This window comes from Pleomorphomonas oryzae DSM 16300 (assembly GCF_000422965.1).
Classification (GTDB): Bacteria; Pseudomonadota; Alphaproteobacteria; order Rhizobiales; family Pleomorphomonadaceae; genus Pleomorphomonas; species Pleomorphomonas oryzae.
In genome coordinates, this window is record NZ_AUHB01000013.1 from 111,656 (window position 1) to 127,303 (window position 15,648).

The following is a 15,648-nucleotide window of genomic DNA, read 5'->3' on the forward strand; positions in this document are numbered from 1 at the left end:
CTCTCCGAAAGCCTACTCGGCAGCGACACGCAGCTCGGTCAACTCGAGCAAGAGCGCACCGTTATCATTGCGCACAGCCATTGTGCGAACCTGACCGACGTCGGCGCCCTGCGCGCTGCCCGACTCCAGCGAGATCACCCAGTTGTGCAGCGGGCAGGTCACGCTGGTGCCGTGGACGATGCCCTGGCTGAGCGGCCCGCGCTTGTGCGGGCAGCTGTCCTCCATGGCGAACACCTGGTTGTCGGCGGTGCGGAACACGGCGATCCGCCCCTCCGGCGTATCAACGCAGCGCGCCCCGCGCAGCGGAATGTCCTCAAGACGGCCGATGGTAACCCAGGTCATCTTATGCTCCTGATCTCTTTGATTTATTCCGCAGCTTCGCTGAAGCCGGTGACCACCAGCGGCTTGAACTCGTGCTTGTCCTTGCCCGAGACGCGCTCGGACCAGGGGTCGACCTGGGCGAATTTCTGGCTGAACACGAAGCGGTCGAAGTAGCCCTTGCGCTTCTCCGCATCGTCCATGATCTGGCGGCGGATCTCGTCGAGGCCGACGCGTTTGGCCCACTTGTAGATGCGTTCGAGATAGCGGCCCTGCTCGCGGTACATCTGCGTCAGCGCCACGATATATTCGAGCGCCTCGTCCTCGGTCTTCACCTGACCCAGTACTTCCGTGCCCTTGATCTCCAGCCCGGCGGCGCCGGCGAAGTGGATCTCGAAGCCCGAGTCGACGCAGATGACGCCGATGTCCTTGCAGGTGGCCTCGGCGCAGTTGCGCGGACAGCCGGAGACGGCGAGCTTCAGCTTGGCCGGCGTCCACGAGCCCCACATGAACTTCTCAAGCCGGATGCCGAGACCGGTAGAATCCTGCGTGCCGAAGCGGCACCAGTCCGAGCCGACGCAGGTCTTCACCGTGCGCAGGCCCTTGGCATAGGCCTGGCCGGAGACAAAGCCCGCCTTGCCCAAGTCGGCCCAGACGGCGGGCAGATCTTCCTTCTGGATGCCCAGCAGGTCGATGCGCTGGCCGCCGGTGACCTTGACCATCGGCACCTCGAACTTGTCGACCACGTCCGCGATGGCGCGCAGTTCGGCGGCCGAGGTGACGCCGCCCCACATGCGCGGCACCACCGAATAGGTGCCGTCCTTCTGGATGTTGGCGTGGACGCGCTCGTTGATGAAGCGCGACTGATAGTCGTCGGCATACTCGTCCGGCCAGTCGCAGACGAGGTAGTAGTTGAGCGCCGGCCGGCATTTGGCGCAGCCGCAGGAGGTCTTCCACTCCAGTTCCTGCATGACGGCCGGAATGGTCTTGAGGCCCTTGGCGATGATCAGGCGCCTGACGTCGTCGTGGCCGAGATCGGTGCAGTCGCACATCGGCGTCACGGCGGCAGGGTTGTAGCGATCGCCCAGCGTCAGCTTCATCAACTGCTCGACGAGGCCTGTGCAGTTGCCGCAGGAGGCCGACGCCTTGGTATGCGCCCTCACTTCATTGAGCGTCGTCAGTCCCTTGGCGGTGATGGTCGAGGTGATCTTGCCCTTGCAGACGCCGTTGCAGCCACAGATTTCCGCGTCATCGGGCAAGGCTGCAACGGCCGCCATAGGGTCCAGGGGCGCCCCTCCCTGGAACGACTGGCCGAAGATCAGCGTGTCGCGCATGGCCGAGACGTCGCTGCCCTTCTTCATCAGATCGAAGAACCACGAGCCATCGGCCGTATCGCCGTAGAGCACTGTGCCGACGATGCGATTATCCTTCAGCACCAGGCGCTTGTAGACACCGGCCGCCGCGTCGCGCAGCACGATCTCCTCGCGGTCGGGCGCCTCGGCGAAATCGCCGGCCGAGAACAGGTTGATGCCGGTGACCTTCAGCTTGGTGTTGGTGACCGATCCCTGATACTCCGCCGAACCACCGGCCAGGCGATCGGCCAGCGCCCGGGCGCTTTCGTAGAGCGGCGCCACCAGGCCGTAGCAGACGCCGCGATGCTCGGCGCATTCGCCGAGGGAATAGATATTCGGATCGGAGGTGGCCATGCCGTCGTCCACGACGATGCCGCGATTGACGGTGAGCCCGGCGGCGCGGGCCAACGTGGCGTTGGGGCGGATGCCCACGGCCATCACCACCATCTCGCCGGGAATGATCCTGCCGTCGTCGAGCTCGATGCCCTCGACCTTGTCGGTGCCGAGGATCGCCTTGGTGTTGGCCTTGGTGATGATGTCGATGCCCCGGTCGCCCAGCGCCTTCTTCAGCATGTAGGCGGCCGGCGGATCGAGCTGCCGCTCCATGATGGTCGGCATCAGGTGGATGACGGTCACCTCCATGCCCTGGCGCTTCAGGCCATAGGCGGCTTCGAGACCGAGGAGACCGCCGCCTATGACGATGGCGCGGCCGCCATTCCTGGCGATCTCCAGCATGCGCTCGACGTCATCGAGGTCGCGGTAGGCGAGCACGCCGGGAAGCTGGTGGCCGGGCACCGGGATGATGATCGGCGACGACCCGGTGGCGATCACCAGCTTGTCGTAGCTGGCCGTCCGGCCGTCGGCGGCGGTCACCGTGCGGCTCTCGCGATCGATCTCGGTAACGCGGGCGCCCTTCAAGAGCGTCACGCCGTTGCGCTCGTACCAGGCTTCGTCGTGGATGATGATGTCGTCGTAGCTCTTTTCGCCCGACAGCACCGGCGACAGCATGATGCGGTCGTAGTTCACCCGCGGTTCGGCGTTGAAGATGGTGACGTCATAGGCGCCGGGCGCCTTTTCGAACAGTTCGTCGAGCATGCGCCCGGGGGCCATGCCATTGCCGATGATGACGAGTTTCTCGGTCATTTGGCTCACTCCGCGGCTTCGACGAAGCGGTGACGTTCGTAGAGGAACTTCAGCACGGCTTCGCGGCACTTGAGGTAGGAACGGTCGGAAGCAAGGGCGATGCGGTCGCGCGGCCGGGGGATCGGCACGTCGAGCACTTCGCCGATATGGGCAGCCGGGCCGTTGGTCATCATGACGATGCGGTCGGACAGCAGCACCGCCTCGTCGACGTCATGGGTGATCATGATCATCGTGTTGCCGAGGCGGGCGTGGATATCCATCACCGCGTCCTGCAGGTGGGCGCGGGTCAGCGCGTCGAGCGCGCCGAAGGGCTCGTCGAGCAGCAGGATCTTCGGCTCCATCGAAAGCGCCCGGGCGATGCCGACGCGCTGCTTCATGCCGCCGGAAATCTCGGCCGGCCGCTTGTCCTTGGCATGGGCCATCTGCACCAGGTCGAGGTTGTGCATCACCCAGTCATGACGCTCGGCGCGGCTCTTCTTGCCGGCGAACACCTTGGACACCGCGAGGTTGACGTTCTCGTAGACGCTGAGCCAGGGCAGCAGCGAGTGGTTCTGGAACACCACAGCACGCTCGGGGCCGGGCTCGTTCACCTCCCTGCCCTCGAGCAGGATGGCGCCGGCGGAGACGCGCGTCAGGCCGGCGACGAGGTTGAGCAGCGTCGACTTGCCGCAGCCGGAATGGCCGATGATCGACACGAACTCGCCCTTGTCGATGGTCAGCGTGATGTTGCTGAGCACGTGGGTGTCGACGCCGCCACGGGCGAAGCTCTTGTCGACGTGATCGATTTTCAGATAGGCGCTCATCGGGCTCTCCTCAGGCTGCCGTGCGGGTGATGACGCGGCCGAGGAAGGCCACCAGCTTGTCGAGGACGAAGCCGGTGACGCCGATGTAGACGAGCGCCACGATGATGTCGGAGAGGCGCGAGGAGTTCCAGGCGTCCCAGATGAAGAAGCCGATGCCGACACCGCCGGTCAGCATTTCCGCCGCGACGATGGCCAGCCACGACAAGCCCACGCCGATGCGCAGGCCGGTGAAGATGTAGGGCGCCGCCGCCGGCAGCATGATGCGCAGGAAGAATTCCAGCTGGTTGAGCCTGAGGACGCGGGCGACGTTGCGGTAATCCTCGGGGATGTTGCGCACACCGACGGCGGTGTTGATGATCACCGGCCAGATCGAGGTGATGAAGATCACGAAGATGGCCGACGGTTTGCTGTCCTGAAAGGCGGCCAGCGACAGCGGCAGCCAGGCGAGCGGCGGCACCGTGCGCAGGATCTGGAAGATCGGGTCGAGACCGCGCATCGCCCAGACCGACTGGCCGATCAGCGCGCCGATCGCCACGCCGATGATGGCGGCGAGGCCGAAGCCGATGCTGACCCGCTCCAGCGAGATCAGCACCCGCCAGGCAAGGCCGATATCCTGCGGGCCATTGTTGAAGAAGGGCTGGGCGATCAGGTCGGAACTGTCGGCCCAGATCTGCGACGGCGGCGGCAGTGGCGCACCGGCGCCCGAACAGCTCACCTGCCAGATAGCGAGCAGCACGGCGAGCACGACGAGCGGCGGGATGACGTTGCGAGCGAGGTTGGCGGCGATGCGGCCGAGATCGATCCGGCTCACCGGGGCGCGGCCGAGCGGCACGACCTTGCCGGATGGAGCCGGGCGGGCAACCGTTTCGATGGGTGCTTTTCTGGCGGTGGCAGTCATTGGGCTGTCTCCGGTAATTCAGGGGAAGGCTCAGGCCATGGCCTTGATCGACAGGCTCGACAGGTAGGCTTGGGGATTCTCGGGATCGAAGACCTTGCCGTCGAAGAAGGTCTCGGGGCCGCGCGAGGCCGTTGCCGGGATATCCGCTGCGGCAATGCCCAGATCCTTGGCGGCGGCGCGCCAGATGTCCTCGCGGTTGACCTTGTCGACCAGCGCCTTGATATCGGTATCGCCAGGCAGCTTGCCCCAGCGAATGTTCTCGGTGAGGAACCAGCTGTCGTGGCTCTTGAAGGGATAGGAGGCGTGCTCCTTCCAGAACTTCATCTCGAGGCCGGTGTTCTCGACGACGCGGCCGTTGCCGTAGTTGATGGTGCCCTTGAGGCGGCCGAGCACGTCCTTGGGCGGGACGTTGAACCATTGGCGCTTGCCGAGGATCGCCGCCATCTCCTCCTTGTTGTCCATGCTGTCGGCCCACTGCTGAGCCTCCATCACCGCCATCAGCAGTGCCTTGGTGGCGTTCGGGTTGGCCTCGATCCAGTCGGAGCGCAGGGCCAGCGCCTTTTCCGGGTGTCCCTTCCACAGTTCGCCAGTGGTGCAGGCGGTAAAGCCGATGCCCTGGTTGACCAGCTGCTCGTTCCACGGCTCGCCGACGCAGAAGGCGTCCATGTTGCCGACCTTCATGTTGGCGACCATCTGCGGCGGTGGCACGACGATGGTGGACACATCCTTGTCGGGGTCGATGCCGCCGGCCGCCAGCCAGTAGCGGATCCAGAGGTCGTGGGTGCCGCCGGGGAAGGTCATGGCAACCTTCACCTCACCGCCGCCGGCCTTCTTGGCGGCGAAGGCCTCCTTGAGCTTACTCGCATCGAGGCCGACGCCGGTGCCGGCGTAATCCTTGGCCACCGAGATGCCCTGGCTGTCGAGGTTGAGCCGGGCGACGATGGACATCGGCACCGGCACGCTGTTCTGCGTCACCTTACCGGTAGAGATCAGGTAGGGCATCGGCGTCAGGATATGCGCGCCGTCGATGCCGTTGGCGGCACCGCCGAGCACCAGGTTGTCGCGTGTGGCGCCCCAGGATGCCTGCTTTGACACCTCGACATTGGGCAGCCCGTATTTGGCGAACAGGCCCTTTTCCTGCGCGATGATCAGCGGCGCCGCGTCGGTCAGCGCGATATAGCCCAGCTTGACGCCGGTTACTTCCGGGCCGGCCGTGGCGGCGAAGGCGCCGGAGGGAAAGGCGGTGCGGACGGCGCCGAGCAGGGCCACCGTGGCGGAGGTCTTCAGGATGGAGCGCCGGGAGATATCGGTCATGGGATGCCCTCGAATTTGGCGGAGCCTGAAAAACAAAAAACGTCGCGAAGCTGAGCCGGTCGTGGGATGGGAGGATCCCGCCAGCAGGAGCTTGCGACGTCGATGTCGAATGGAGTGCGCGCTTCAGAGCGCCCATTGCCTTCAGGTCGCCATTGACCGAGGCAATTCTAGTAAAGCAATAGCCGTGCCACTTGGCCGCAAACTGGAATGGTTCTTGTTTTCACAGACATTTTGGCAGCTGAAGGCACTGTCGCCTAATTTCGCACCATACGACTTTCTGCTTAAATGGACGCCGATAGCCTAGGCAGTTGCACCCTGATTGGGCGTGATGAAGCTTCGGACATAAGCCTCGAGCTCAGCCGGATCGAAGCTGCGGCCGTCGATGAAGGCATCGGCGACGCCCTCCTCGCAGGGGCTTTCCGAGAGCCCTAGCGCAGCCGCGTAGAGGTCGGCGCGGAAGGCGGAAGCGGCCGTCGCGGCGGCCTCCGGCGAATAGGCGACCTGCCCCCAGCGGACCATCTGGCTGTAGACCCAGAGCGCCTGGGTGGACGATGGGCAATTGGCCGCCGCCCCGTGAAACACGAAATAGTTGGGCACCACGCGCGCGTTGCCCTTGGCGTCGAGCGCGAACTGGCCGGCCAGCACGCGTTGGATGATATCGACGGGCGCGCCGAGGTTGGCCCCTTGCGCCAGCAGGTCGGCCAGCGCGCCGTGGTTGGCCGGATCGTCGCACCAGCGGGCCGCAGCGTTCAGCGCCACGATCAGGCGCGAGACGCTGTCGCGGTTGCGATCGGCCCAATCGGGCCGCAACCCGATGACCTTCTCCGGCGACGACGCCCAGATGTCTTGCTTGGTGGCGACGATGCGGCCGACGCCCTTTTCCGAGGCGATCATGTTCCACGGCGCGCCGACGCAGAAGCCGTCGATCGCGCCGGCCGCCAGCGCATCCGAGGTCATGGGCGGCGGTACCACCTCAAGGCGCACGTCGCGGTCCGGGTCGATGCCACCGGCCGCCAGCCAGTAGCGCAGCTCGTAATTATGGGAGGAATAGGGATAGGTCATGCCGAGCGCCAGCGGCCGCTCGCCGTCACGCCGGCGGGCGGTGATGACGGCCGCCAATGCCTTGGCGCAATCAAGCGCCCCGGCGTCGTCGGCCAATCCGGTCTGCGCCTGCATGGTCTCGAACAGGCGCGCCGAGAGCGTGATGGCGTTGCCGCCCCGCCCCAGCACGAAGGGCGCGATGGTCGGCGACGGGTTGGAGCCGAGCTCCAGCATGGCGGCGATCGGCATCGGCGACAGCATGTGCGCCACGTCGAACTGCCGGTAAGCCAGGCGGTCGCGGATGTTGGCCCAGGAGACGTCACGCACCAGGTCGAGCGTCAGCCCCTCGCGGGCGGCAAAGCCCAGCTCGGCGGCGGTGATCAGCACTGAGGCATCGACCAGCGGAATGAAGCCGGCGCGGAGATGCGTCTGCTCGGGCCCGGACGTGATGGCCGGGGCGGCGATATCGGGATGGTCGATCGTGTTCATCGCCGTGGGCTCCCAAAGCAATTCCAGCAAAAGTGCATCGCGGTTTTGCGTCCGGAATTGCGTTTAAACAAACGATCAGAGTGCCTCGGCCAACGAGGCACTCTGATCACATCAGCAGGCCGGCCGCCGTCACCACGGACTGGGCGATATCGGCCAACTTCTTCTTCTCGTTCATGGCTGTCTGACGCAGCAGCGCGTAGGCCTCCTCTTCGCTGAGGTTGCGAAGCTTCATCAGAATGCCCTTGGCCCGCTCGACCACCTTACGATCCTCCAGCGCCGACTTGGCATCGGCCAGCTCCCGCTGCAGGCGGCTGAAGGCGTTGAAGCGGATCACCGCCATGTCGAGGATCGGTTTCACCCGCTCCTTCTTGAGGCCATCGACGATATAGGCCGACACGCCGGCCTCCACCGCCGCCTCGATCGACGCCGAATCCGAGCGGTCGACGAACATGGCGATGGGACGGCTGACCGACCGCGTCAGCTGGAACAGGTGCTCCATCATGTCGCGATTGGGGTTCTCGATGTCGATGATGATCACGTCCGGCCGCGTCGTCTCGATGACGCGGGCAATGCCGTTCACCGTGTGCACGACGGTGACGTGCGCATGCCCGGCCTCCCGCAGCCCATCCTCGATGATGGCCGCGCGGACGGCATTCTCGTCGATCACAAGAATGGTCAGATCGAAGTGGCTCATGGCCTAGGGATGCCCGACCACGCTCCCAAAGGCAAGCATGAATGGCTAGTTTCTACTCATATCGGCTAACGCCTAAATTATAGGCCAATATTTGCCGCGATTTCAGGCGAACGACTTCCCACTCACGCGGCAAAGGTCGAGATCGGACTGTCCGGCTTGCCCCCCCCGATTAGGACGACGAGCGCATCGCCGCGGAGCGCTCGAATTTGCGGCATACTCGAACCGCTTCTCCTACTGAATATTATCCTGGGTTCGGTTTCCGCTGTTATCGTATGTGTAGCCCACTACGTTGGCCCCAGTGTAGTTCGAATACGCATCACCGGCCAAGCGGCCAAGGCTATCATAAGTATAGGTTACGGCGGGAGAGCCCGCCGCTTGGCTACGAGACGCGACCAATCCGCCTGCGAGTGCTAACATCACTGAGAGAGTCAACAAGAATAGACGAATATTTCTTTTCATCATAATACCCCCTAAAAGGACGTCGGGAACTGAGGCATATAACTTATCCCTTACTCGCGCCCACTGCATCTTTATGATAAAGCGCTACTCAACGCTTGGGTCCATCGTAGTTCTGGACAAGACCTTGTCGCCAAGAATCAATCAGCTGGCTAAATATATATGGCCCCTCTGAATCAGCTCTGAGTAGAGCCGAGATTGGCTCTGCATACACTCGTTCTAAGCACTCTCGATATTTCTCAACATCTTCAGATTGACGCAAGGCAATGACGGCGATTTCGTTCCACCTTTCACAGTAGATGCACCACCTCCCTCGATCCGAGGCACTTCCATAAAAGTCCACGACGTACAACCAACCGCTAGCTGGACCGCCTTCTCGCAACCGAGCGCCATACTCATCCGGCTTTGTCTCGGCGTCGATGAATAACATGTCTGCCGACCCATATTCTGTCCGTTCCGTTTTGCTGAAATTCAGAAGGCAACAAACCTCCGCTCCCTCCGCGTTCAACAAACCAGCCATGAACGTGGCAAACTCTGGAATGAATAAGTGATCAGGCTCGAAAAAAAAGAATGCATCCCAGCTGCCAAGAAACACCTGCGCAGGAAAAGATGTCGAAAGATCGATCGAGCTAACCACGTGTTCAAACGCGCGTCGCTTTGCTTCCTCGGAAGCACCCGTGCCCGACATTTTAATGCTCCTCCTCGTACAAGCTACTCATGGCCCGCCGAGCGAATATTTCACGTGGCCACCGTCGGCTCCCAAAAACTCTGCTCCGGCGCGCCCTCCTGCGCTCGTCCGGGGATATATAGTCCACCTATTTGTTCCGTTACTTAAAATCGTGCGGCCGTTCACCTGCCCTTGAATCTGATATCCGTTCGCCATCAAGTTCTGCTGAAATTCCGCCGCTCCCACGTCAGTCCGCACATTTGGGGTGATGGCTCGTCGCCAGGTGATGGACGTATCATATAGGGACGACTCCCCCACCCACCAACGTGCGGCCGCAGCTGCTTCGAACGCGTCTGAAGTGAAGGTTACAAGATTGGCAAACTCCCCAATAGGAAGACCCGGAACCACACTTCCAATAGCTTCCGGAATTTCGCGCGGGTGGGTAATCAAGCCGCCGAGGTCGCGCCCCACTTGCGGAAAGTTCACGACATCGTACGTCAAGAAGTGACCGACCGTACCCGTTAACAACCCCTCGGGGTCAATCAGATTGGCCGGATCATTCCGAACATAGGCATAGAGATTGAGACTATCGACCGTCCCGATCGGATCTGGCTGCAGGAAACGGCCGAATACGGGTGAGTAATAACGAGCGTAGTCGTAGTACAGCCCCGTCTCGGGATCGATGCGCATTCCGGCATATTGGAACGGGGTGCCCGTCACGATCTTGGACACGCCATATGCGGTGTAGGAATGCTTCTCGGTGACTGTCCCGCTTGCATTGGCGAGCGCCAGTGTCGAACCCTGCGCGTCCAGAAGGTGGAAGCTGCGGGTACCGGCGGCATCCACCGCCGCCAGCGGTTCGTTGTCGTTGGCGCCGAAAACATGCCTTTGGATCAACGAGCCAGAGGACGAGTACTCGCCAATCATCTCGTTGCCGGCATAAACGAAGCGCGTTGTGGCAGACCCGACGACTTTCTTCGTCTGGCGCCCAAGCGGATCGTAGCCGTAAGATGAAAGAAGCGTCGCACTGCCGGCAGCGCATGGGGTTGCCGGCGCCGTAACGGCGCTGCCCACCTGAGCCAGGCGGTTCAGCGCGTCGTAGCAATAGGCGAATGTTCCGTCATAGCTCAGGTTCCCCGCGCCGTCGTTGGTCAGCGTCGTCGCATTGCGCTTGGTATATTGATTGAGAGCATTGGCGGTATAGGCGTTGGCACCCGTCGGAAGCGCCGACGGAAGGTAGCTGCTGTCGGTGATCTGAAGGCTTTTGCGTTGGCGATCCAGATTGTAGGCGTAGGTGAGCCCGATCGCGCCGCCCGTAAGAGTGTGCGTGATCTGCTGTACGTCGCCGGAAGCGGTATAGCCAAAACTGCCGGTGATCTTGGCCGAACTGCCCGCAGACGTTGCGAGAGACTGAGATGCCCGTTCGGACAATAGGTCATAACCGTAGTGACCAAGACGATATCCGGCGGTGCCAACGCCCTCGAAGACGTCCGTCAGCCTGTCAAGCGCATCGAAGCTGTAGGTAACCCGGTAGTTGCTTGAGTCAGCGGGCCAATCCAGCTCCGTGCGGTTACCGACGGCGTCGAGTTTCCAGGAAACGGCCTTTCCATCGGGATTGGTCTCGCCGATCCGGCGGCCGGCACTGTCATACACGAGAGCAAGAGGCGAGGCATCGGTGCTCAGTTTGGCCTGTAGAAGACGGCTCGAAAGGTCATATCCATATGACGTGGAGCTGGCTGCAGACACCGAAGTGGCACTCAGCGACAAGGTCAGCGGTCGATTGAGCGCATCGAAAGTCCTGACATGAGAGGCACCACCCCGTGGGTAGTATCCCAGAAGATTGCCATTGGCGTCATAAGTCTTGAAATAGTCGAAGGCTCCGCCGGGATATGTAATCTTCTGAAGGCGGTCATAGCCATCATACACGTAGCTGGTCAGGTTGTTATTGCCGTCCTTCGACGACGCGATAAGCCCGTTTTTCGTGTATTTGCGCGTTTCGCGAACGACCGATCCAAGATTCACCGTGATCGAGGGATCGAGCGTGCCAGACACACCGTCCGTGATCGTCGATATTCTGGAAAGAATGTCATATGCGTATGTGACTTGACGGCCGCTGCTGCTCGTTACGGTCGATAGACGACGTGTGGTGTCATAGGCAAAGGTCGTCGTCCGGTTGTCCGGATCGGTGGCCGTCTGAACCTGGTCGTCCAGCGTATAGGTCTTGCCGAATGTCTGATAGGTGAACGGCGAGGTGGAATTGGACCGTCTCTGAATTGAGATGACGAGCCCGTTGGGATCATACTGATACTTGGTAACGACGTTGGCGATCGGCGCATCCACCTCGGTCAGCTGCCGCAACGCGTTGTAGGTGTTTGTCGTATGATGGCCGTTGGGGTCTGTGATCCCGTTGATGTCACCATAGGCATCGTAGGTAAAATGGGTCGCGAGATTAAGGTGCGGTGAGGCACCGTAGTCGCCCGTGATCGTTACGACTTCGTCCGCATGGGTCGGGTCGTAATCGTAACGGGTTGTCCGACCTTCTGGGTCAACGACCGTTTGAGGAAGTCCCTGTGAAGTGTAAGTGTACGTTGTTTTGGGAACGACGGTGCCCGACAGCCCCGGCTTGGTCACGGCCGGCTGATCCATCTCCGTGAGATTGCCGGTCGTTCCATCATACTTATACGTTGTCGTATTGTTGTTTCCGTCAATTGCGGTTTGGACTTGCTCGAAATTCGAGAGCGCCGCCACCGGTTTTACGTAGGTAAATTTCTGCGTTATCGGAACCGGCGTTGTGCCTGTATTTGGATCAACGGAGCCTGGCTTGGCGATGCGCGTGACCGTTAGCGGATGGGAAAGACGGTCATAGGTGTAAGTGATCTGGTCGCCTTCAGCCTGGGTTTGAATACTCAGCCTCTGCTGCCCGTCGTATTGGAATGAAGTTACATTGTTGAAGTGGGAGCTCGAACCGAAGTCCTCTACATGAACCGTCGGGTTGCCGAATGGATTACTGATCCACACGTCGCGATCGCCAGCAGGATTGACGACCTCCATGCGAGAGCCCGCAGCGTACACCTTCGTCGCGTTACCATTGGCATCCAGCTGCTGAACGACACGACCAAAGACATCGTAGGAATTTGCGACGAAGGCGACAGTCGGATGGCTCGGATAGAAGACCTTGGTCAGGCGGCTCGAACCATCATAGGCGTAGGTGTATGTTTGAGAGAGCGGATCCGTCAGACTCGTGAGGTTATTGCCGGTATACCCGTAACTTACGCTGCGTCCGTTGCCATCAGAAACCGACGTTATGTGGTTGCCTGTATAGGCGAATGTGAGCGTCCTGCCGCTGGCCGCGTTGGACACCGTCGTCAACTGGTTCGAGGTATTATAGGTGAAACTCAGACTTGCCCCAGCAGGGTTTACCCATGACGCAATATTCCCGGCGCTATTGAAGGTCAGCGTAATGCCTGACGACGTTCTATATTTGAAGATCCCGGCGCTTTGTGAAAGGACGGTCGCGGATCCAAGTGGCGCAGCGTAGGTGACCCCGTCGGCAAGCTTGGTAAAGTGTTCGGTGCTGCCCGCCTGGGAGATGGTGACAATATTCTGCGTCAATAGGTCGGTAAACCATCGGCTTACCGCGGCTTGAATGAGGAAGTTGTTAGCGTTTGGAACGCCTGAAGCTGGAGCAACCATAAGGTCGGAGGAAATGTAGATACCCACAATCGAGCTGGCGGCGCTAAGCGGCGAAGCCTGCCCAAGTCCGTCAAAGGCATCACTGCCGACCACGGCGCTGACGGCAAAATTATGCGTCCAGCCTTTGCCGAGAGGGCCGTCCAACAAGTTCGCCGCCGATGAGTAGGTTCGCTGGAGAGGCAACGAGTACGGAAGGCGGAGAGGCCCGACAGCCAGATCATCATGCTGGTAGAGGAATGCGCCGGTCTGCCGATTGATGGGATCGGCAAGGGCATCCTTGATCGCATCGAAAACCGAACTGAAGGAAAACCCGCCGGGGAAGGCCGAAGGGGAAGTGGGACTAGCGGCCTGCGCTGCCGCGGTATTGGCGGTTTGAGCAGCAGGCGGATCATTAACGCCCGCATAGCCTCCGCTTAACCCGCCAGATATGATCTCGGCGAATAGATAGCCGCCAGGCTGTGGTAGGAGCGCTATGAAGCCTGCACCTTTCCAAGATCCGATGGAAACCAATCCGTGGAGTGGAGCAATGACTCGGTAATTGGCGCTGACATATGCATCGAGAGACGCCAGCGTTTCTGTGCGATAGTTGGGGACCAACTGCGGCCTGATCGTCGTTGTGTAATATTGCTGCCCGGAGGTCGTCCCGCCGCTATTTATATCAAAGAACGTGTCCGCATTCTGCATGCCCGTATCAAGAAGCTTCATTGTCGACGCAGCGACAAAACCTGACGTTTTGGCCTGGGTCTGTTCGAGAATTCCCGATTCCAGTGCGCTCATTGCGCTAACACTATTTAGAAAAGCCGCGAGCGACTTTGGCGTCTGCTGTGCCGCACCATTAATGCGGGCTGGCGTATTGAAAATATTCAGTGGCAAATCGACGTAAGGTGTGCTAAACGAGGCTGAAGTTACTTGGCCAACAAGCCCAACACCATAGAAATATTGTGTTGTCGTGCCGAGAATTTGATCCGCAAGATGCTGTTGGGCTGCGACCTCTGCAAGCCATGTATAGCCGAGTACGGCAAGACTCTCACCCAGCACAGGCTCCGAAGTAGCAGCCCCACCAGCGGCGATTGCCTGATTTAGTGTTGCGCGATGCCTTTCAACCATCCCGCGCCCCACCTGATCCCATCCATTTTGGATGATGTAGGCGCCGCCGGCGCTCATGTATTGTTGCCTGCTGTTACTTGCAGTCGTCGCCCAGGGAACGTTAACCGTCAAGGAAATCGGGACATAGGTACCGGAGGTTGCTGCTGCCCCACTGACAACGCTCGTGCCATCCAAGTACAGCGTCGGCACACAGGACGTAGTACATCCCGCGCTATAGAAGACAGACAACCGGCGGCCGTAAATGTCGTCCGAATTATATGTTTGGGTGGCGGCGCCGGGAAGACCAATTGCAAGTGTAGCGTGATAGCTTGCGGGAATGGTGGTTCCCCAATCTGTTGGCGTTGTACCAGGCATAAGATTGGGGTTTGACGTCTGACGGATCGTTTGGCCGTTCGTCATGGTAACCGGAACAATCGTGCCACCGCCAATGATGTCACTTACACCAGCATTGGGATAGTTCGTCCTGATATTGCTTGTGAGGGCATTAGCGTATGTCGTCAGATCGGAGCGGAGCTTTGCACGACCGGCCGCAGGTATCTGAACTGTCGTCGAAGTTACCGTAGCTTGCGCGTCTGAGACAAATGTCGACTGGTTATATCCGGCACCCGTCATCGCGGCAGAGAGGTCTATGCCCGCCGTTCGATTGTAGCTTTTAAAGGCAGGATCGAAGACATAGTCGGTTCCGCCGATACTTACTTTGACCCAAACATGACCCATCTGTACGTAATTGATCGTGTCATTTGCTCCGTAGACGACGAAAGATGGGATCCACCCGCTTCCCAATACGCCAGACAGAGAATGCCAATTATTATCGACGCCCAGCCAGCTCATAGCTTGGGCGCCGGTGATTTGAATTTGCCCGAACTCGAAATTGATATTGGATATGGCCGTATTGCTAAGGCTGGCCTGCTGCAGTAGTGCCACCATCAAGGCGGCTTGATCGAAGCTATCGCCTCTGAGGTCAAGAAGCGTACCAACCGGCCCCTTCAGGGTGCCAAACAGCGGCGTGAATTCTATATTATCGTGGACATACTGATAGATAAGATCTGGATCGTTCTTCAGCGCTCGCGCCAGCGCCACTATTTCAGGAGCCGGGGTTGCGGCGAGTGTCGCGGCCGCCGCTCGGGAGGCATTGGCTGACGCCGCAGGTTGTGCAGATAGCTGCTGGATCGCTTCATTGAAGGGCACCGGCTTTGCTATGAAGCCGGTTTGGAAAGTTGGCGTGGGGTTGACGTTCTCAAGGTTCGACTGAGCCCTCGCTGTGAACGAGGCCGGGGGGAAGGCCAGCGCCAACCAAAACCCGGCAACAACTCCGAGAGAACGAGCAAAGGACCCCATTTGACCCTCCAAATTTTCAAAATAAAATCGCGCCTCTGGAAATTATCCTGAGGTTTTGCTCATTCATATCTCAATGTGAGATCGATATATTGAAACTGCGGCAGGAATTATACAGTATTAACTAAAAGGGAGGCCGCTTTATATGAGCGATCTTCTGCCATTGCGGTCCAACTGTGTAGCTCATTTCCTCACAGCCTTCAATAGAAAAATTCCCGTTTAATGGGAGTTATTTTCTGCACGCAACTTTAGCTATGTATGTAATATTCCAGAGCAATTGAAGTTTGCTCCCTTCAATCCTGCCCTAATGCACGCGCGAATTGATCGGCGAACGGCGA

General features: G+C 60.2%; 9 protein-coding genes. All 9 read right to left on the reverse strand.

Features of this window, described 5'->3' with window-relative positions:
• Window positions 1-12 precede the first annotated feature (12 nt).
• The 9 genes from nirD to G522_RS0119915 all read right to left on the reverse strand — a co-directional run bounded on the left by nirD (window position 13) and on the right by G522_RS0119915 (window position 15,313).
• Entirely contained in the window at window positions 13-342 is a 330-nt protein-coding gene (gene nirD / locus G522_RS0119870) for a nitrite reductase small subunit NirD (protein ID WP_026792542.1), read from the reverse strand.
• 23 nt (window positions 343-365) lie between these two features.
• Window positions 366-2,813, reverse strand: coding sequence for a nitrite reductase large subunit NirB (nirB, locus tag G522_RS0119875; RefSeq protein WP_026792543.1), 2,448 nt, complete (start codon window positions 2,811-2,813; stop codon window positions 366-368).
• A 5-nt stretch (window positions 2,814-2,818) separates the two neighbouring features.
• Entirely contained in the window at window positions 2,819-3,616 is a 798-nt protein-coding gene (locus G522_RS0119880; RefSeq protein WP_026792544.1) for an ABC transporter ATP-binding protein, read from the reverse strand.
• Between the two features lie 10 nt (window positions 3,617-3,626).
• The gene (gene ntrB, locus G522_RS0119885) at window positions 3,627-4,514 is read right to left on the reverse strand and encodes a nitrate ABC transporter permease (RefSeq protein ID WP_026792545.1); all 888 of its coding nucleotides are present in this window, start codon (window positions 4,512-4,514) and stop codon (window positions 3,627-3,629) included.
• A gap of 30 nt (window positions 4,515-4,544) precedes the next feature.
• Window positions 4,545-5,828 (reverse strand): CmpA/NrtA family ABC transporter substrate-binding protein, encoded by a 1,284-nt coding sequence (locus G522_RS0119890; RefSeq protein WP_036840143.1) that lies wholly within the window; start codon window positions 5,826-5,828, stop codon window positions 4,545-4,547.
• A gap of 300 nt (window positions 5,829-6,128) precedes the next feature.
• Window positions 6,129-7,358, reverse strand: coding sequence for a CmpA/NrtA family ABC transporter substrate-binding protein (locus G522_RS0119895; RefSeq protein WP_026792547.1), 1,230 nt, complete (start codon window positions 7,356-7,358; stop codon window positions 6,129-6,131).
• A gap of 106 nt (window positions 7,359-7,464) precedes the next feature.
• Entirely contained in the window at window positions 7,465-8,052 is a 588-nt protein-coding gene (locus tag G522_RS0119900; RefSeq protein ID WP_026792548.1) for an ANTAR domain-containing response regulator, read from the reverse strand.
• Between the two features lie 547 nt (window positions 8,053-8,599).
• Window positions 8,600-9,196: a hypothetical protein gene (locus tag G522_RS0119910; protein WP_026792549.1), complete on the reverse strand. Its 597-nt coding sequence runs from the start codon at window positions 9,194-9,196 to the stop codon at window positions 8,600-8,602.
• A 27-nt stretch (window positions 9,197-9,223) separates the two neighbouring features.
• On the reverse strand, window positions 9,224-15,313 hold the full coding sequence (locus tag G522_RS0119915) for an RHS repeat-associated core domain-containing protein (RefSeq protein WP_026792550.1): 6,090 nt from the start codon (window positions 15,311-15,313) through the stop codon (window positions 9,224-9,226).
• Between the last annotated feature and the right edge of the window lie 335 nt (window positions 15,314-15,648).